This is a genomic window from Pseudomonas quebecensis (assembly GCF_026410085.1).
Taxonomy (GTDB): Bacteria; Pseudomonadota; Gammaproteobacteria; order Pseudomonadales; family Pseudomonadaceae; genus Aquipseudomonas; species Aquipseudomonas quebecensis.
The window spans coordinates 4,759,181-4,777,325 of sequence record NZ_CP112866.1 but is presented as its reverse complement, the minus strand read 5'-3'; the positions used below and the strand labels follow the sequence as shown (position 1 = coordinate 4,777,325).

The window sequence follows — 18,145 nt, the reverse complement described above, 5'->3', positions numbered from 1 at the left end:
GCGCGGGACCTCTGCGTTGGAAATGGGCGCGTAGTATAGCGCGCAGTGCCCCGTTATCAGTGCGACACGTTGGCCGCGGCTCAATGCCCTGCGGTTTTGGAGAACAACTGAATCACCACCACTCCCAGCACAATCAAGCCCATGCCCAGCATCGCCGGCAGGTCGAGCTTCTGCCCGTAGATAAACAGTGCCGCAACGCTGACCATCACGATCCCCATCCCGGCCCACACGGCATAGGCCACGCCCACCGGCACTGTGCGCACCACCAGGGTGAGCATCCAGAACGCTACGCCGTAGCCGACGATCACCAGCAGCAGTGGGATCGGGGTGCTCCAGCCCTTGATAGCTTTCATGGAAACAGTGGCGATCACCTCCGAGCAGATGGCGATGGCCAGGTAGCAATAGGCAGCGTTCATAGGGGAAATCCTCGGCGTAGGGCGGGTCAATCAGGCCGGCATTTTAGCCGCTGCCTGGATGGGGTAAAGTCATTACCTATCCGTATAAGAGATAGGTCGCGTATGAGCGTTCAATGGGATCTGGAGCAGATGCGTCTGTTTGTCAGCGTGGCCGAGCAGCGCTCGTTTTCGGCGGTGGCACGCGGGCAGCGCAAGGCACAGTCGGCGGTCAGCAACGGCATTGCAATGCTGGAGGCTGACTTGGGCGTGAGCCTGTTCGAACGCAGCAGCGGTCGCCAGCCGCGCCTGACCGAAGCCGGCGCTGTGTTGCTCGAAGAGGCGCGCGAAGTCTTGCGCCAGTGTGAACGCCTCAGCGGACGCGCCCTGTCATTGATGCGTGGCGAAGAAGCCTGTCTGCGCCTGGCTCAGGACGAGGCGATGCTGTATCAGCCGGTGCTCGACAGCCTGGACGCCCTGGCGGGGAAATTTCCCAATCTGGAAGTGCAGCTTTCCAGCGCCGCCCAAGGCGATGTCGCGCGCAAATTGGTGGAGCGCAGGGCTGACCTGGGCATGCTGTTCTATCACGACCAAATTCCCGAAGCATTGGAGCGTCGGGTGGTGGGCAGTGTGGAGATGGTTACGGTCTGCGGGCGCCGGCATCCGCTGGCGGCGCAGAACCGCGTGGATTGCCAGGGTCTGGCGCAATATCGCCAGTTATTGATGTCGACCCAGACCAGTGTCTATCCCGGCAGCGAAGCCGCCAGCCCGCAGGTCTGGCGGGCCGACAGCTTCTACGTGCTGGCCGAATGGCTGATCCGTGGCCTGGGCTGGGCCTGGCTGCCTCGGCACGTGGTGCAATACCCCGCCTACCAGAACCTGATGGTCGAACTCGACAGCGAATGGACCCCACCGGCGCTGGTGGTCGAGTTGGTCTGGCGGCGCGATGAGCCCCTGGGGCCTGCCGCGCGATTTCTCGCTGAGCGTTTTGCCGAGTGTCTGCGGGCGATTGACTGAAAAAGTGGATAAACTCCGCCGCCATGAATAGAACTCTCTACACCTGTCTGTTTTACCTGGCGCTGCCGTTGGTGGCCTTACGTCTGTGGCTGCGCGCGCGCAAGGCGCCGGCTTACGCCCAGCGCGTGGGCGAACGGTTCTCCTATGGCTTGCCGACGTTGCAGCCGGGCGGGATCTGGGTGCATGCCGTCTCGGTGGGCGAAAGCATCGCGGCCGCGCCGATGGTCCGTGGGTTGCTGGCGCGTTATCCACACCTGCCGATCACGATCACCTGCATGACGCCCACCGGTTCCGAGCGGATCCAGGCCCTGTTCGCCAACGAGCCGCGCATCCAGCACTGCTATTTGCCGTATGACTTACCCTGCGCGGCCAAGCGCTTTCTGGATCGCGTGCAGCCGAAACTGGCAGTGATCATGGAGACCGAGCTGTGGCCCAACCATATCCACGCCTGTGCCCGGCGCGGCATTCCGGTGGCGCTGGCCAATGCGCGGCTGTCGGCGCGCTCGGCCAAAGGTTATGGGCGCTTCGCCAAGTTAACCGCGCCGATGCTGTCGCAGATGAGCCTGTTGGCCGTGCAAACGCAGACCGAAGCCCAGCGCTTCCTGAGCCTGGGCGCACGCCCTGAAACCGTCGAGGTGACCGGTTCGATCAAGTTCGACCTGACCGTCGACCCGCAATTATCGGCCCGCGCCGCCGCGCTGCGTGCGCAATGGGGCGCCACTGAACGGCCGGTGTGGATCGCCGCCAGCACCCACGCCGGCGAAGATGAAGTGGTGCTGGCGGCCCATCGCCAACTTCTCGACAGCTACCCCAATGCGTTGCTGATTCTGGTGCCGCGCCATCAGGAACGCTTCGGGCCGATGTTCGATCTGTGCCGGCAGCAAGGCTTTACCACGGTTCGGCGCTCCAGCGGCGAGCCCGTCACGGCGCAGACCTCGGTGCTGCTGGGCGACACCATGGGCGAGCTGTTGTTTCTGTATGCCCTGGCGGACAGCGCCTTCGTCGGCGGCAGCCTGGTAGCGACCGGCGGTCATAACCCATTGGAACCGGCAGCCTTGGCCTTGCCGGTGATCATGGGGCCGCACGTATTCAACTTTCTCGAAATTACCGCAATGATGCGCGAAGCCGGGGCGTTACGCGAAGTGGATGACGCCCAAGGGTTGGCCGAAGCCGTGCGACAGTTATTCGAACTGCCGCAGGATGCGCGCAAGATGGCGCAGGCGGGGCTCAAGGTGATGCAGGCCAACCAGGGCGCGCTTGAGCGACTGCTCGATGGTCTGGGCCGATTGATCGCGATTTAACGTGAGAAGGAGGCTTGCCCTTGATGGCGATCTGCCAGATCAACTAGTGTTGGCTGTCTTGCGCTAACGGGGGCAAGCCCCAATGCCAGTCAGTTAAGAGACGGAACGGGCAACCAGTAACCTGTGGCGAGCGGGCTTGCCCCGCGTTGGGCTGCGAAGCAGCCCCAAAACATAGTCCCGGAGCTGCCTGGCATACTGCGACGCTCCTATTGGGGCTGCTGCGCAGCCCAACGCGGGGCAAGCCCGCTCACCACAGTTACAGTGTTCCTCCTTAACTGACCGGCATAGGGGCAAGCCCCCTCCCACATGATCAAGCCCCTCACACATGATTTAGCAGCGTGATTAATTATTCGGGCGGGCCTTGAGCTGTTCGGCGGCGGCTTTGGCCAGGTCGGGTGGCAGGAAGTCGCGGTCCGGGTTGTAGTCAGCCTTGAGGTAGCGCGCCAGGTCCTGTAAATCCCCTGGGTTCAGCGTGCCCGCGGCCTGCTTCAAGCGCAGGTTGTCGAGAATGTAGTCGTAGCGGCTGTTGTTGTAGTTACGCACCGAAGCATAGAGCTGGCGCTGGGCGTCGAGCACGTCGACGATGTTGCGGGTGCCCACCTGATAGCCGATTTCCGTAGCTTCCACCGCGCTCTGGTTGGAGATGATCGACTGGCGGCGTGCCTGTACCTGCTCAACATCGGTGTTTACCGCACGGTGCAGGTTGCGGGTGTTTTCCACCACCTGGCGGCGCAGGCCCTCGCGTTGCTGTTCGGTCTGGCCCAGGCGCGAATAGGATTCGCGCACCTGCGAGCTGGTCAGGCCGCCGCTATAGATCGGGATATTCAGGCGCAGGCCGATGGTGCGCTGTTCCACATCACCGCGATAGGGCGTGCCGAAGGCATTCGGGTTGCTGAAACCGAGGGCGTCGTTATCGCCTTTTTCATATTGCGCCACCGCGTCCAGGGTCGGCGCGTGGCCGGCCTTGCGCTGCTTGAGGACTTCTTCGGCGGCGGTGACGGCATAGTTGCTGGCCAGCAGGTTGAGGTTCTGGCGCCCGGCGGTTTCGACCCAGGCTTTGGCGTCGTTCGGCAGCGGCGGCAACACCGGTAGCGTGTGGACAATGCCCTGGATCGAGTTGTACTGACGGTTGGTCAGGGTGATCAGCGCTTCAAATGCGTCCTCCACCTGGCGCTGCGCGAGGATTCGGTTGGCCCGCGCGGTGTCGTAGCTGGCCTGGGATTGCAGCACATCGGTCTTGTCCGACAGGCCCACGTCGAAGCGTTCGTTGGACTGGTCCAGTTGGCGCTTGAAGGCGTTCTCTTCGGCCTTGGTCGAGGCCAGGTTGTCCTGGGCGCGCAGCACGGCGAAATAGTTCTCGGCGCTCTGCAGGATCATGTTCTGTTCGGTGGCCGACAGTTGCAGGGCCGCCTGTTCATTGGTGGCTTCGGCAGCCTGCAGCTGGAACCAGCGATCGGCGCGGAACAGCGGCTGGCTGAGGGTGGCGCGCCAGGAGTGGGCATCGCGGTTGGCGGTGGCGGCCGGGGTATCGATCTGGGTGCGCACATTGTTGATATCGGCACCGCCCGAGAGGTTCGGCAGCAAGCCGGCGCGGGCCTGTGGCACCACCTCTTTCTGCGCGCCGTACTGGGCGCGGGCGGCAGCCAGGTCGGCGTTGTTATCCACCGCTTCCTGATAAACGCTGACCAGGTCGGTTCTGGCGGACAAGGGCGCTTCAGCTGCCCAGACCATTCCGTTGGTCGCACAAGACACGGCAAAGGCCAGTGAGAGTTTGCGCAGCATGAGGCGATCCCTGAATAAATATTATGGTGATAATTCGATGGCCAAGGCTACGGCGACTGGTTCAGAGCGTCAAGCCTCGGGCAGTAGCCGAGTGTAGTGGTGCTGACCCGGCGCAACAATCCTGCATTCACGCCATTCATCACGCTGAATGCAGCGCCATTGGCAATTTGCCCACACCCTGGTCTAGACTGGCGACGTTCTTGTCGGGGTGCCTTGTTGGAAGGCTGAGATCGGTAAATACCGGATCCCGTTGAACCTGATCAGGTTAGCGCCTGCGTAGGGAACAAGATTTCTCGTCACCCGGCGAGTCCTCTTGTGCTTCGTCCGGGATGCTGTTCGTTTATCGAGCAGCCCTCGTGCGCCAAGCACAGCACTGGTTCCAGTGCGTCCATCCGTCACAGGTTCGCTCCGACAAACATCCACCGCCTGGAGAGTTGGAGAGCCCGTGATGAGCACTGAATTAAAAAGCCAAAAAGCAAAAAACACCGTGCACTTGAGTGATTCGGCCAAGGTCGATTCCGGCTCCGTGCAGCCGTTTACCCGCTCACAGAAGATTTATGTGCAGGGCTCTCGCCCCGATATCCGTGTGCCGATGCGTGAAATCAGCCTGGATGTCACGCCTACCGAGTTTGGTGGTGAAATCAACGCGCCCGTGGTGGTCTACGACACGTCCGGTCCCTACACCGACCCCAACGTCATCATTGATGTGCGCAAGGGCCTGGCCGATGTGCGTTCACCTTGGATCGAAGCGCGCGGTGACACCGAGCGCCTGGCCTGCCTGAGTTCCCGCTATGGCCAGGAACGGCTGGATAATCCCGATCTTGCTCACCTGCGCTTTGCGCACCTGCAGAACCCGCGCCGCGCCAAGGCCGGGGCGAACGTCTCGCAGATGCACTATGCGCGCAAGGGCATCATCACGCCGGAGATGGAATACGTCGCCATCCGCGAGAACATGAAGCTGGAGGAAGCCCGTGCCACCGGCCTGCTCAAGCAGCAGCACGCCGGGCACAGTTTCGGCGCGAGTATTCCAAAGATCATTACCCCGGAGTTCGTACGCGAAGAAGTTGCCCGCGGTCGCGCGATCATCCCCGCCAACATCAACCACACCGAGCTTGAGCCGATGATCATCGGCCGCAATTTCCTGGTGAAAATCAACGGCAATATCGGCAACAGCGCCCTGGGGTCGTCCATCGAAGAAGAAGTGGCGAAGATGACCTGGGGCATTCGCTGGGGCTCGGACAACATCATGGACCTGTCCACCGGCAAGCACATTCACGAAACCCGTGAATGGATCATCCGCAACTCGCCGGTGCCGATCGGTACCGTACCCATCTACCAGGCCCTGGAGAAAGTCGATGGTGTCGCCGAGGACCTGACCTGGGAGCTGTTCCGCGACACCCTGATCGAACAGGCCGAGCAGGGCGTCGACTACTTCACCATCCACGCCGGCGTGTTACTGCGCTATGTGCCGCTGACCGCCAATCGCGTGACCGGGATCGTCAGTCGTGGAGGCGCGATCATGGCCAAGTGGTGCCTGGCCCATCACAAGGAGAACTTCGCCTACACCCATTTCGAAGAAATCTGCGAAATCATGAAGGCGTACGACGTGAGTTTCTCCCTCGGCGATGGCCTGCGCCCCGGCTCGGTGGCCGACGCCAACGACGCGGCCCAGTTCGGCGAGTTGGAGACCTTGGGCGAGCTGACCAAGATCGCCTGGAAGCACGACGTGCAAACCATGATCGAAGGGCCCGGCCATGTGCCTATGCAGTTGATCAAGGAGAACATGGACAAGCAGCTCGAATGCTGCGACGAGGCGCCGTTCTATACCCTTGGCCCGCTGACCACCGACATTGCACCGGGCTATGACCACATTACCTCCGGCATCGGTGCGGCGATGATCGGCTGGTTCGGCTGCGCCATGCTCTGCTATGTCACGCCCAAGGAACACCTGGGCCTGCCGAACAAGGATGACGTGAAGACCGGCATCATTACCTACAAGATTGCCGCCCACGCGGCCGACCTGGCCAAGGGGCATCCGGGCGCGCAGATCCGTGACAACGCCTTGAGCAAGGCGCGCTTCGAGTTCCGCTGGGAGGACCAGTTCAACCTCGGCCTGGACCCGGACACCGCCCGCGCCTTCCACGACGAGACGCTGCCCAAGGAGTCGGCCAAGGTTGCCCACTTCTGCTCCATGTGCGGGCCGAAATTCTGCTCGATGAAAGTGACCCACGAGGTGCGTGAGTACGCGGCCAACCAGCGCATCGACGCGGTGGATGTGGATGTGGCGAAAGGGTTGGCGGAGCAGGCGGAGCGGTTCAAGCAGGAAGGCAGTCAGTTGTACAAGAAGGTCTGACCGCAGACGGCGGTGTCTGTACCGCCGTCATCGGGGGCAAGCTCCCTCCCGCACCTGAATGTGGGAGGGGGCTTGCCCCCGATTGCAATCTCCCAAACAAAAAAGTCCCCAAGAGATACCCACCTTGAGCATTCAACCGAGTACCTATTCTCCTGACCTCGCAGTGCCTGCTGACAAAAGAGTATTTGGCGCCCGCGACCTGTTTTCCCTGTGGTTCTCCCTCGGCATCGGCCTGATGGTCCTGCAGACCGGCGCATTGCTCGCGCCCGGCCTGGGCTTGTCCGGTGCACTGCTGGCGATTTTCCTCGGCACCCTGGTTGGCGTGATGTTGCTGGCTGCCGTCGGCGTAATCGGCAGCGACACCGGCCTGTCCGCCATGGCCGCCCTCAAGCTCAGCCTCGGTGCCAAGGGCGCCGGCCTTCCGGCGCTGCTCAACCTGCTGCAGTTGGTCGGCTGGGGCGCGTTCGAAATCATCGTGATGCGTGATGCCGCCAGCCTGTTGGGCGCGCGGGCGTTCAGCGCGGGCAGCTTGATGGCCAGCCCCTGGTTGTGGACGCTGTTTTTCGGTGGTTTGGCCACCTTGCTGGCGGTCAGCGGGCCACTGACGTTCGTGCGGCAGATCCTGCGCAAGTGGGGCATCTGGTTGCTGTTGGCGGCCTGCCTGTGGCTGACCTGGAACCTGTTCGCCAAGGCCGATCTCGGCGCACTCTGGGCCCAGGCCGGCGACGGGTCGATGCCCTTTGCGGTGGGGTTCGATATCGCCATCGCCATGCCGTTGTCCTGGCTGCCGCTGATCGCCGACTACTCGCGCTTCGGCAAACGCGCCAAAAGCGTATTCGGCGGCACCGCACTGGGCTTTTTTATCGGTAATTTCTGGCTGATGAGCCTGGGCGTGGCCTATACCCTGGCGTTTGCACCGAGCGGTGAGGTAAATGCACTGCTGCTGGCGTTGGCCGGCGCCGGCTTGGGAATTCCGCTGTTGCTGATCCTGTTGGACGAGTCGGAGAACGCCTTCGCCGATATTCACTCGGCGGCGGTGTCCAGCGGGATATTGCTGCGCATGAAAGTCGAGCACCTGGCATTGGCTATTGGCGTGATCTGTACCCTGATCGCCTGCCTGGCACCGCTGGCGCAGTACCAGAACTTCCTGCTGTTGATCGGTTCGGTGTTCGCGCCGCTTTTCGGCGTGGTGCTGGTGGATCACTTTATCCTGCGCCGTCGTGGCCAGGGCGTACCCGGCAATGTGCGCTGGCCGGCGCTGTTGGCCTGGGTAGGCGGGATCGCCACCTATCACCTGCTGGCCAACCTCTACCCGGATGTCGGCGCGACCCTGCCGGCGCTGATGCTGGCAGGGGTGCTGCAGTTTATCTTCGCACGCGTTTTCAGCGGCGCGCAGGCACCAGCTCAGGCTTGAGGATGCCATCCAGGCGCGAGTAGGGGATCTGCAACTCGACGTGGCCCAGGGCGTACGGCGCGATGGTAGAGGTGGGGTACTTGAGAATCACGCCGCCGTAGGTCAGCGCCACGTTCGGGGTTTTCTGGAAGGGGTAGGTTTTCACGAACTCCTGTTCCAGGCTCAAGCGTGTGCTGATCAGCCAGCTGTTGTGGGCGACCTGGGCGGCTTTCCAGAAGGCGTCTTCCTTGCCCGGCAGCAGCATGTCGGCCAGCGACAGGGCCTTTTGCTGTTGACGCGAATAGTTGATGAATGCGCGGCCGGGCTCGCCATGGGTGGCGCCCTGATCCAGGTAGCTGGACAACTCGATAATCACCAAGCCGTCATGCTGCTCGCGTACCTTGGCCTGCAAGTACATGCTGTTGCGTGGCGCGGCGGTCTTCAGAAACTGCTCGCGATAGGTTTCCAGGCTCGAGGGCAGCGGCTCGTTCGGGGCGGTGCGGGTCATCTCCAGCAGGCGCTGCTCGATCAAGGCGTCCAGCTTGGGCTCCTTGGCAAAGTGCACGGTGTCGATGTTCACCAGCGGGCAGTCGGCGCTGGCGCAGCCCGGCCTGCTCTGCTCGGTGGCGTCACGGGTGGCTTCCAGCGGGGTGCGATAGCTCGGTTGAAACAGGCTTTGGCAGGCACCGAGGGTCAATGCGATGCAGGCCACGGAGGCAATCTTTAAAAGCGACATGGATGTCCTTCGTCTAACGATAAGAGCCAGATTTGTGCAGCTTCGACTCCCGGCAAGGCAGTCAGTTCGCCACTAAGCTCATTAGAGTGAGTTTGACGCTCGCCGTCTATCCCGGCAACCGGAAAGGGGCTGCGCCGACGGGCTTGAGCGCGTTAGGATGGCGCGAATTGCCCAGGCATAACGAGGAAGGGATATGACGGACACAGCAAAATCGAAGCCGAGAGCGATTGAAATCTTGCAGCGCGACAATGCCTACAAAGGCTTCTACAAGCTTGATCGCGTGCAATTGCGCCACGAGAAATTCGACGGCGGCATGAGCCGGGTGATCAACCGCGAAGTCTTCGTCCGTCACGACGCCGTGTGCGTGCTGCCCTACGACCCGCAGCGTGATGAAGTGGTGTTGATCGAGCAGTTTCGCGTGGGCGCCATGGGCCGTACCGACAACCCCTGGTTGATCGAAATGGTCGCCGGCCTGATCGACAAGGATGAGCAACCTGAGGAGGTTGCGCACCGCGAAGCCGAGGAGGAAGCTGGGCTGACCTTCTCCGCGCTGTGGCCGATCACCAAGTATTTCCCGTCGCCCGGCGGCAGCACCGAATTCGTACACTTGTACCTGGGTCGTTGCGACAGCACGGGCGCAGGCGGCGTTCACGGCCTGGAAGAAGAAGCAGAAGACATCCGCGTCACCACCTGGGCCTTCGAAGACGCCCTGCAAGCGGTGCGCGACGGCAAAATTTCCAACGCAGCCAGCATTATCGCCCTGCAATGGCTAGCGCTTAACCGCGCGCAAGTGAGGGGGTTATGGCAGTAAAGGCACGGGAACGTTATCGCGTCGACCTGATCGGGCTGCAAGCCGCCTGCGAGGCCAATTATGCGCGGCTGATGCGCTTGCTCCCCGACATGCGCCACGCCCCCGAGGCGCGGCGCATCGGCGTGACCCATGGTGACCAGATGCTCGGTGTGCTGGCCCTGGAAGTCATCGTCAACTGCCCGTACACCACCACCCTGCGCATACGCCAGGAGCACAGCCTGCCGTGGTTGCCGGTGCCGCAACTGGAAGTGCAGGTGTACCACGACGCGCGTATGGCCGAAGTCATCAGCGCCGAACATGCGCGGCGCTTTCGCAGCATCTATCCTTACCCGAACGTGTTCATGCACCAGCCTGATGAAAAAGCCCAGCTCAATGTGTTCCTGGGTGAGTGGTTGAGCCATTGCCTGGCCCTGGGGCACGAGTTCGAAGTCGTGCGATAGATGTGAACTGTGTCTGCTTCCCCAGGTTTCCTCTTTGTGGCCTGCCCAGCATAATCGCGTCAACCGTCCATTCCTGTGATTGCCTTGGGAGAGCGCCTTGCCGAGCGTATCCACCGTGAGCCCCGACGCTTCGGCGTTGCTGGTACAACTATCCGACAGCCACCTGTTTGCCGAAGGCGACACGACGCTGCTGGGTATGAATACCCGCCAGAGCCTGCAACGGGTGATTGAATTGGTGCGCGAGCAGCAGCCGACTATCGACCTGGTGCTGGCCACGGGGGATTTGTCCCAAGACGGTACGCTGGAGTCGTATCAACAGTTTCGTGCCCTGACCGCGAGCATCGGCGCTCCCACGCGCTGGATTCCCGGCAACCACGACGAGCCGCAGATCATGGTTCAGGCTGCCGTGCACAGCGATTTGCTCGAGCCGGTGGTGGATGTTGGCAACTGGCGCATTACCCTGCTTGACTCTGCCGTTCCCGGTTCCGTGCCCGGCTACCTGCAGGACCAACAGCTGCAATTGCTCGCTCAGGCCCTGAGCGAGACACCGAACCGTCATCACCTGGTGTGCTTCCACCACCATCCGGTGTCGATCGGCTGTGCATGGATGGACCCCATCGGCCTGCGCAATCCCGAGGCGTTGTTCGCCGTGCTGGACCGCTTCCCCCAGGTCAAGGCGCTGCTCTGGGGTCATGTGCATCAGGAAATCGATCGCGAGCGCAACGGCGTGCGCCTGCTGGCGTCGCCTTCCACGTGTATTCAATTCGCGCCCGATAGCGAGGATTTCAAGGTCAGCGAACAGGCACCGGGCTATCGCTGGTTGCGTTTGCATGCCGACGGACGGTTGGAGACCGGCGTGGAGCGGGTCAAGGGATTCGCCTTCAGCGTCGATTACGGCAGCAACGGCTATTAACGGCTGCAAACACTGAACAGAAACTGTGGGAGGTGGTTGGATGATCGGGTGCTCACACCGCCCCGATCCCTGTAAACTGCGCGTTTTAGCGCAAGCACGGAGAGCCCGGCATGTCGGCTTCGATCCTGTATATCCACGGTTTCAACAGCGCGCCGGCCTCCAACAAGGCCAGCCAGTTGATAACCGTGATGGATAACCTCGGCCTGTCCGACCGGTTGCGTGTCCCGGCGCTGCATCACCACCCGCGTCAGGCGATTCCTCAATTGGAGGCAGCCATCGCAGAACTGGGCAGCCCACTGCTGGTCGGCAGCTCGCTCGGCGGCTACTATGCAACCCATCTTGCCGAACGCCATGGCCTCAAGGCGCTGCTGGTCAATCCGGCGGTCAGCCCGCATCGAATGTTCGACGGTTACCTGGGCACCCAGAAGAACCTCTATACCGATGAAACCTGGGAGCTGACCCACGATCATGTAACGGCGCTGTCCGAGCTGGAAGTGCCCGCGCCCCAGGACCCCACGCGTTACCAGGTGTGGTTGCAGACCGGCGATGAAACCCTGGATTACCGTCTAGCCCAGCAGTACTACCGGGCCTGCGCCCTGCGCATCCAGGCGGGCGGCGACCATGGTTACCAGGGGTTTGCCCGGCAACTGCCGGCGTTGCTCGGTTTTGCCGGCATTGGCGCAGATCAGTATCAATCCTTCGATTTCTCGGCACTGTAAGCGCCTTGCCAATCGCAGGTTACTTTTTAATCGAACGACTCACGATGAGACCCCATGGCCACTCCCAGCGCTAGCTCTTATAACGCCGACGCCATCGAAGTCCTCTCGGGCCTCGACCCGGTGCGCAAACGCCCCGGCATGTACACCGACACCAGCCGGCCTAACCACCTTGCCCAGGAAGTCATCGACAACAGTGTCGACGAAGCCCTGGCTGGCCATGCCAAGTCGGTGCACGTCATTCTCCACGCGGACCATTCCCTGGAAGTGTCCGACGATGGTCGCGGCATGCCCGTGGACATCCACCCCGAAGAAGGCGTGTCGGGCGTCGAGCTGATCCTCACCAAGCTTCACGCCGGCGGCAAGTTTTCCAACAAGAACTACCAGTTCTCCGGTGGCTTGCACGGCGTGGGTATCTCCGTGGTCAACGCCTTGTCTACCCTGGTGCGGGTCAAGGTCAAGCGCGACGGCAATGAGTACCAGATGACCTTCGCCGATGGCTACAAAGCCACCGATCTGGAAGTGATCGGCAGCGTTGGCAAGCGCAACACCGGCACCAGCGTTTACTTTGCGCCGGACCCGAAATACTTCGATTCGCCGAAATTCTCCATCAGCCGCCTCAAGCACGTGCTCAAGGCCAAGGCGGTGTTGTGTCCGGGCCTGCTGGTCACCTTTGAAGACAAAGGCACCGGCGAGAAGGTCGAATGGCATTATGAAGACGGCCTGCGTTCCTACCTGGAAGATTCCGTCAGCGACTTCGAACGCCTGCCCAACGAGCCGTTCTGCGGCAGCCTGGCCGGCAACAAGGAAGCCGTCGACTGGGCACTGCTATGGTTGCCCGAGGGCGGCGACAGCGTGCAGGAAAGCTACGTCAACCTGATCCCCACCGCCCAGGGCGGTACTCACGTCAATGGCCTGCGCCAGGGTTTGCTGGATGCCATGCGCGAATTCTGCGAATACCGCAGCCTGTTGCCGCGTGGAGTGAAGCTGGCGCCGGAAGACGTGTGGGAGCGCATCGCGTTCGTGCTGTCGATGAAGATGCAGGAGCCTCAGTTCTCCGGCCAGACCAAGGAGCGCCTGTCGTCACGTGAAGCGGCGGCGTTTGTTTCCGGTGTGGTCAAGGACGCCTTCAGCCTGTGGCTCAACGAGCACCCGGAACTGGGCCTGGCCCTGGCCGAGCTGGCGATCAACAACGCCGGTCGCCGCCTCAAGGCCAGCAAGAAAGTCGAGCGCAAGCGCATTACCCAGGGGCCGGCACTGCCTGGCAAGCTGGCCGATTGCGCCGGGCAGGACCCGATGCGCTCGGAACTGTTCCTGGTCGAAGGCGATTCCGCCGGCGGCTCCGCCAAGCAGGCGCGGGACAAAGAATTCCAGGCGATCCTGCCGTTGCGCGGCAAGATCCTTAACACGTGGGAAGTCGATGGCAGCGAAGTGCTGGCCAGCCAGGAAGTGCACAATATTGCCGTGGCCATCGGCGTCGATCCCGGCGCGGCCGATATGAGCCAGCTGCGTTACGGCAAGATCTGCATTCTTGCCGACGCCGACTCCGACGGCCTGCACATCGCTACGCTGCTGTGTGCACTGTTTGTGCAGCACTTCCGCCCGCTGGTGGATGCCGGCCACGTCTACGTCGCCATGCCGCCGCTGTATCGGATCGACCTGGGCAAAGAGATTTTCTACGCTCTGGATGAAGCCGAGCGTGATGGCATCCTCGACCGCCTGGTGGCCGAGAAGAAACGTGGCAAGCCCCAGGTCACACGATTCAAGGGCCTGGGCGAAATGAACCCGCCGCAATTGCGTGAAACCACCATGGACCCCAATACCCGGCGCCTGGTGCAGTTGACCCTCGACGATTTCGCCGCCACCAGCGAAATGATGGACATGCTGCTGGCGAAAAAACGTGCCGGCGACCGCAAGTCCTGGCTGGAGACGAAGGGCAATCTGGCTGAGGTACTGGGCTGATGCGCACAGGTTTCGCCCTGGCGATCCTGATATTGAGCGGGTTGGGGAGCGCCCAGGTGGCCGCCGCGCCCGTGGCTGAGCTGGTGCTGTTGTCCGAGCACCCGGTGGAAGGCATGCGCGGCGGCAACCTGTCGGGCCTTGCGGTGTGCGCCAATGAATTGTGGACGGTGTCCGACCGCGACGACGACCGGATCTACCGCCTCGATATCAGCGCGCCGACCTGGCAGGCCGAAACCGTACAGATCGATGTGCCGCCGGTACCCGAGTCCGGTCTGCCCTGGGGGTTGCGCTCGCGCACCAAGGCGGCGTCGTTCATTCGCGGTGGGGACCTGGATTTTGAAGGCATCACCTGTGACGCCATGGGTAACCGCTACATTGTCAGCGAGGCTCATGCGGCGGTGCTGCAAGTACCGGTGGCCGGTGCGCCGCAGTGGTTGAAGATCGCCCCCGGCATGGTGCGCGAAGCCCGCGCCAGTGGCATGTTGCTGCACTTCAATGCGCTGTTCGAGGGCCTGGCGGTGAATCCGCAGGGCAATCAGCTCTGGCTCGCGGCCGAGCGTGAGCGGCGCGGGCTGGTGTCCATCAAGCGCCCGCAGAGCTTGTGGGACTGTGACGGTCGCTGCGTACTGCTGAGTGAGGCCGGCACAGAGATGCAGCCGGCCCAGGTGCCCAACGCCAAGGCGGTATCGAGGAATTTTTCTGACCTGGCGTTGTTCGACGGCAAGTTATTTACCCTTGAAAGCAGCCAGTACCAGATCTGTCGCCGCGATGCCGTTACGGCCGCGGTCGAACGGTGCTGGTCGTTTGCCGAAGGCATGCTGGCGCCGCAACGCCGGTATGACCAACCCTATGGGCTGGCCGAGGCGCTGGTGATCGACGCCGAGGGCGCCTGGATCGGGCTGGACAATAACTTCGGCCCCCGCGCCGATGGTGAGAAGCGTCCGGTGGTCTATCGTTTTGCCGCCCCGGCCGGTGGCTGGAGCGCCCAGCCGTGAACCCTGCATTTTTTGAATTGATTCAGCGCCGCGGCCGTTCCGCTGCGCCTTACCCGACCATGATGAGGCCCGCATGAGTGACATCCTCGCAGACAGCTTAGACGGCGTAGAACGCCGCTCGCTGGCTGACTTCACCGAAAATGCCTACCTCAACTACTCCATGTACGTGATCATGGACCGTGCCTTGCCGCATATCGGCGACGGCCTGAAACCCGTGCAACGGCGCATTATCTACGCCATGAGTGAGTTGGGTCTGGACGCCGATTCCAAGCACAAGAAGTCGGCGCGTACCGTCGGTGACGTGCTCGGTAAGTTCCACCCCCACGGCGACTCGGCCTGCTACGAAGCCATGGTGCTGATGGCGCAGCCGTTCAGCTATCGCTACACACTGGTGGATGGCCAGGGTAACTGGGGTGCGCCGGATGATCCCAAGTCCTTCGCCGCCATGCGTTACACCGAAGCGCGCCTGTCGCGTTACTCCGAAGTGCTGCTCAGCGAGCTGGGGCAGGGCACGGCGGACTGGGGGCCGAACTTCGACGGCACCCTCGACGAACCCCTGGTGCTGCCGGCACGTTTGCCCAATATCCTGCTCAATGGCACTACCGGCATTGCGGTGGGCATGGCCACTGACGTGCCGCCGCACAACCTGCGCGAAGTGGCCACCGCCTGCGTGCGCCTGCTGGATGAACCCAAGGCCACCGTGGAGCAGCTCTGCGAACATATCCAGGGCCCGGACTACCCGACCGAAGCGGAGATCATCACGCCGCGCGCCGATTTGCTGAAGATGTACGAAACCGGCAAAGGCTCGGTGCGCATGCGCGCCGTGTACCACATCGAGGACGGCGACATTATCGTCACCGCGCTGCCGCACCAGGTGTCCGGCGCCAAGGTGCTGGAGCAGATCGCCGCATTGATGCAGGCCAAACCGTCGAAACTGCCCCAGGTCGCCGACCTGCGTGACGAGTCCGATCATGAGAACCCCTGCCGTATCGTGATCATCCCGAGCAACAGCCGGGTCGATCACGAAGTGCTGATGCAGCATTTGTTCGCGAGCACCGACCTGGAGTCCAGCTACCGGGTCAACGTCAACATTATTGGCCTGGATGGCAAGCCGCAGTTGAAGAACCTGCGCAACCTGCTGGTGGAGTGGCTGGAGTTCCGCGTGCGTACCGTTCGTCGCCGCCTGCAATTCCGCCTCGATAAGGTCGAGCGTCGCCTGCACCTGTTGGACGGTTTGTTGATTGCCTACCTCAACCTGGATGAAGTGATTCATATCATCCGTACCGCCGAGCACCCGAAAGCCGAGCTGATCGCCCGTTTCGAGCTGAGCGAGATCCAGGCCGATTACATTCTCGACACCCGTCTGCGCCAGTTGGCGCGCCTGGAAGAGATGAAGTTGCGCGATGAGCAGGATGCATTGCTCAAGGAGCAGGCCAAGCTGCAAGCCCTGCTGGGCAGCGAAGCCAAACTGAAAAAGCTGGTGCGCAGCGAGCTGATCAAAGACGCCGAGACCTACGGCGATGACCGCCGTTCGCCCATTGTCCAGCGCGCCGAGGCCAAGGCTCTGACAGAAACAGAGCTGCTGCCCAATGAGAAAATTACCGTCGTTCTGTCGGAAAAGGGTTGGGTTCGCTCCGCCAAAGGGCATGATATTGACGCTACCGGCTTGTCCTATAAGGCCGGTGATGGGTTCAAGACCGCAGCCGCCGGGCGTTCCAATCAGTTTGCGGTGTTTATTGACTCGACCGGGCGCAGTTACTCGGTGCCGGCCCATACGTTGCCATCGGCACGGGGGCAGGGCGAACCACTTACCGGGCGCCTGACACCGCCGCCTGGGGCGAATTTCGAATGTGTACTGTTGCCGGACGATGATGCGCTGTATGTGATCGCTTCCGACGCCGGGTATGGCTTCGTGGTCAAGGGTGAAGACCTGCAGGCCAAGAACAAGGCGGGCAAGGCATTGTTGAGCCTGCCGAACAACGCCAAGGTGATTCTGCCGCGCCCGGTGGCGGATCGCGAGAGCAACTGGCTGGCGTCGGTGACCACCGAAGGGCGCCTGCTGGTATTCAAGATCAGTGATTTGCCGCAGTTGGGCAAAGGTAAAGGCAACAAGATTATTGGCATTCCCGGGGAGCGGGTGGCCAGTCGTGAAGAGTACGTAACTGACATAGCAGTGATCCCGGAAGGCGCTACGCTGGTACTCCAGGCGGGCAAACGCACACTGTCGCTGCGCCCTGATGACCTGGAGCACTATAAGGGCGAGCGTGGTCGACGCGGCAATAAATTGCCTCGTGGTTTCCAGCGAGTGGATGCTTTGTTGGTGGAAACGTCCGTTTAAGGCGGATTAGAGCCCTCGATCTACGATTTAACGCGTAGATCGACGCTTTGGCGCTGGAGTCATGGCGCATATTCACGGATGATATGGCCTCTTCAGCGCCGGCGTGGCCGAGCGTGTACAGGTTATTTTTTAGTATTACATTGTGGTTCGCCTTGTGGCAGCCACCTGGATGGGATGATGACTGCTCCACGCCTTCCTTTTATTTTCATGCTCGCTGGCCTTTTGGGGCTGGCGGGTTGCAGCACACATCAACCCGTGTCGCTGTATCAGCTGGACAGCGGAAGTCCGGCTCAACCAGCTCAAACCGCCGGCATGGCGGTTTTGCTGGGGCCGGTAATCGTCGCGGACTACCTGCAGCGTGAAACCCTGCTGCAACGTCAGAACGACGGCAGCCTGCAAGGTTCCACCGATGGTCGATGGGCGGGCAGTTTATCGTCCGACATCAACCAACTGATGCTGCGCCAGGTGGCAGGTCAACTGGACAGCCAGCGGGTGGTCCTCGCGCCCGCACCGACCGGGTTCACCCCGGATGTGCAGGTATTGCTGACGATCACACGTTTGGACTCGGGCAGCTCGCAGCCGGCCATCCTTGATGCACAGTGGCGTCTGATCGACCGTCGTGGCCAGGTACGCGACAACCGCATCGTGCACTTGCAGGAACAGCACACCGGCACCACCGCGTCCCAGGTCCAGGCCCAGGGCGTGTTGTTGCAGCACTTGGCCCAGCAATTGTCGGTGGCACTCAAGCCGTTGGCCAACCAGCCGCCGATCGCCGCCGAAGCCCCGCGCAAACAAGCGCCGGCCCAGGCCAAGCCGGTTGCTCCGGAAAAGCCCAAGATGCCCATGGCCACACCGATTCGTACCGATATGGAAGTGTTCAGGTTTTGATCTGAATGCCACACAAACAAAAGGCCCGCTGATTCAGCGGGCCTTTTGTTTGTGTGCGATTTACTTGAAGTTTTTAGCAGTCCCAATGTGGGAGGGGCTTGCCCCTCC

General features: G+C 61.9%; 15 protein-coding genes and 1 riboswitch. Of the genes, 12 read left to right on the top strand and 3 right to left on the bottom strand.

Going from position 1 to position 18,145, the window contains the following annotated elements; translation table 11 throughout:
- Nucleotides 1-80: 80 nt before the first annotated feature.
- Complete coding sequence (locus tag OSC50_RS22300; RefSeq protein WP_034095574.1) at nt 81-416, bottom strand: DMT family transporter; 336 nt, start codon at nt 414-416, stop codon at nt 81-83.
- 102 nt (nt 417-518) lie between these two features.
- Between OSC50_RS22300 and OSC50_RS22295 the strand changes: the two genes are divergently transcribed.
- Nucleotides 519-1,409, top strand: coding sequence for a LysR family transcriptional regulator (locus tag OSC50_RS22295; RefSeq protein ID WP_266245619.1), 891 nt, complete (start codon nt 519-521; stop codon nt 1,407-1,409).
- A gap of 23 nt (nt 1,410-1,432) precedes the next feature.
- On the top strand, nt 1,433-2,710 hold the full coding sequence (gene waaA / locus OSC50_RS22290) for a lipid IV(A) 3-deoxy-D-manno-octulosonic acid transferase (protein WP_266245621.1): 1,278 nt from the start codon (nt 1,433-1,435) through the stop codon (nt 2,708-2,710).
- A gap of 342 nt (nt 2,711-3,052) precedes the next feature.
- Here the strand turns inward: waaA and OSC50_RS22285 are convergent, their stop codons facing one another.
- Complete coding sequence (locus tag OSC50_RS22285) at nt 3,053-4,492, bottom strand: TolC family outer membrane protein (RefSeq protein ID WP_181080492.1); 1,440 nt, start codon at nt 4,490-4,492, stop codon at nt 3,053-3,055.
- 194 nt (nt 4,493-4,686) lie between these two features.
- A riboswitch (TPP riboswitch) is annotated at nt 4,687-4,792 on the top strand.
- Nucleotides 4,793-4,940: 148 nt separating this feature from the next.
- Here OSC50_RS22285 and thiC point away from each other — a divergent pair.
- On the top strand, nt 4,941-6,845 hold the full coding sequence (gene thiC / locus OSC50_RS22280) for a phosphomethylpyrimidine synthase ThiC (protein ID WP_181080491.1): 1,905 nt from the start codon (nt 4,941-4,943) through the stop codon (nt 6,843-6,845).
- Between the two features lie 124 nt (nt 6,846-6,969).
- Entirely contained in the window at nt 6,970-8,259 is a 1,290-nt protein-coding gene (cytX, locus tag OSC50_RS22275; protein ID WP_266245623.1) for a putative hydroxymethylpyrimidine transporter CytX, read from the top strand.
- On the opposite strand, the gene OSC50_RS22270 is transcribed toward cytX, so the two are convergent.
- Nucleotides 8,228-8,974, bottom strand: a complete 747-nt coding sequence (locus OSC50_RS22270) for an RsiV family protein (RefSeq protein WP_181080489.1) — start codon at nt 8,972-8,974, stop codon at nt 8,228-8,230. The genes cytX and OSC50_RS22270 overlap by 32 nt on opposite strands.
- 193 nt (nt 8,975-9,167) lie before the next feature.
- On the opposite strand from OSC50_RS22270, the gene OSC50_RS22265 reads away from it, so the two are divergent.
- The 8 genes from OSC50_RS22265 to OSC50_RS22230 all read left to right on the top strand — a co-directional run bounded on the left by OSC50_RS22265 (nt 9,168) and on the right by OSC50_RS22230 (nt 18,037).
- Nucleotides 9,168-9,785 carry an NUDIX domain-containing protein gene (locus tag OSC50_RS22265; RefSeq protein WP_266245624.1) on the top strand — a complete coding sequence of 206 codons (618 nt, stop codon included), beginning with the start codon at nt 9,168-9,170 and terminating at the stop codon, nt 9,783-9,785.
- Entirely contained in the window at nt 9,776-10,225 is a 450-nt protein-coding gene (locus tag OSC50_RS22260; protein WP_181080487.1) for a DUF1249 domain-containing protein, read from the top strand. The genes OSC50_RS22265 and OSC50_RS22260 overlap by 10 nt, the downstream gene beginning before the upstream one ends.
- 97 nt (nt 10,226-10,322) lie before the next feature.
- Nucleotides 10,323-11,138, top strand: a complete 816-nt coding sequence (cpdA, locus tag OSC50_RS22255; RefSeq protein ID WP_266245625.1) for a 3',5'-cyclic-AMP phosphodiesterase — start codon at nt 10,323-10,325, stop codon at nt 11,136-11,138.
- A gap of 110 nt (nt 11,139-11,248) precedes the next feature.
- On the top strand, nt 11,249-11,857 hold the full coding sequence (locus OSC50_RS22250) for a YqiA/YcfP family alpha/beta fold hydrolase (RefSeq protein ID WP_266245626.1): 609 nt from the start codon (nt 11,249-11,251) through the stop codon (nt 11,855-11,857).
- 54 nt (nt 11,858-11,911) lie between these two features.
- Nucleotides 11,912-13,816: a DNA topoisomerase IV subunit B gene (gene parE, locus OSC50_RS22245; protein ID WP_181080484.1), complete on the top strand. Its 1,905-nt coding sequence runs from the start codon at nt 11,912-11,914 to the stop codon at nt 13,814-13,816.
- Nucleotides 13,816-14,811, top strand: coding sequence for an esterase-like activity of phytase family protein (locus OSC50_RS22240; RefSeq protein WP_266245627.1), 996 nt, complete (start codon nt 13,816-13,818; stop codon nt 14,809-14,811). Before parE ends, OSC50_RS22240 begins: the two co-directional genes overlap by 1 nt.
- Before the next feature lie 73 nt (nt 14,812-14,884).
- The gene (gene parC, locus OSC50_RS22235; RefSeq protein WP_253510154.1) at nt 14,885-17,149 is read left to right on the top strand and encodes a DNA topoisomerase IV subunit A; all 2,265 of its coding nucleotides are present in this window, start codon (nt 14,885-14,887) and stop codon (nt 17,147-17,149) included.
- 177 nt (nt 17,150-17,326) lie between these two features.
- Nucleotides 17,327-18,037 (top strand): PqiC family protein, encoded by a 711-nt coding sequence (locus OSC50_RS22230; protein ID WP_181080481.1) that lies wholly within the window; start codon nt 17,327-17,329, stop codon nt 18,035-18,037.
- Nucleotides 18,038-18,145: the final 108 nt, after the last annotated feature.

Coding starts and splice junctions, on each gene's coding strand:
- OSC50_RS22300 (WP_034095574.1), bottom strand. CDS start 416: ATGAACGCTGCCTATTGCTACCTGGCCATCGCCATCTGCTCGGAGGTG.
- OSC50_RS22295 (WP_266245619.1), top strand. CDS start 519: ATGAGCGTTCAATGGGATCTGGAGCAGATGCGTCTGTTTGTCAGCGTG.
- waaA (WP_266245621.1), top strand. CDS start 1,433: ATGAATAGAACTCTCTACACCTGTCTGTTTTACCTGGCGCTGCCGTTG.
- OSC50_RS22285 (WP_181080492.1), bottom strand. CDS start 4,492: ATGCTGCGCAAACTCTCACTGGCCTTTGCCGTGTCTTGTGCGACCAAC.
- thiC (WP_181080491.1), top strand. CDS start 4,941: ATGAGCACTGAATTAAAAAGCCAAAAAGCAAAAAACACCGTGCACTTG.
- OSC50_RS22270 (WP_181080489.1), bottom strand. CDS start 8,974: ATGTCGCTTTTAAAGATTGCCTCCGTGGCCTGCATCGCATTGACCCTC.
- OSC50_RS22265 (WP_266245624.1), top strand. CDS start 9,168: ATGACGGACACAGCAAAATCGAAGCCGAGAGCGATTGAAATCTTGCAG.
- OSC50_RS22260 (WP_181080487.1), top strand. CDS start 9,776: ATGGCAGTAAAGGCACGGGAACGTTATCGCGTCGACCTGATCGGGCTG.
- OSC50_RS22250 (WP_266245626.1), top strand. CDS start 11,249: ATGTCGGCTTCGATCCTGTATATCCACGGTTTCAACAGCGCGCCGGCC.
- parE (WP_181080484.1), top strand. CDS start 11,912: ATGGCCACTCCCAGCGCTAGCTCTTATAACGCCGACGCCATCGAAGTC.
- OSC50_RS22240 (WP_266245627.1), top strand. CDS start 13,816: ATGCGCACAGGTTTCGCCCTGGCGATCCTGATATTGAGCGGGTTGGGG.
- parC (WP_253510154.1), top strand. CDS start 14,885: ATGAGTGACATCCTCGCAGACAGCTTAGACGGCGTAGAACGCCGCTCG.
- OSC50_RS22230 (WP_181080481.1), top strand. CDS start 17,327: ATGACTGCTCCACGCCTTCCTTTTATTTTCATGCTCGCTGGCCTTTTG.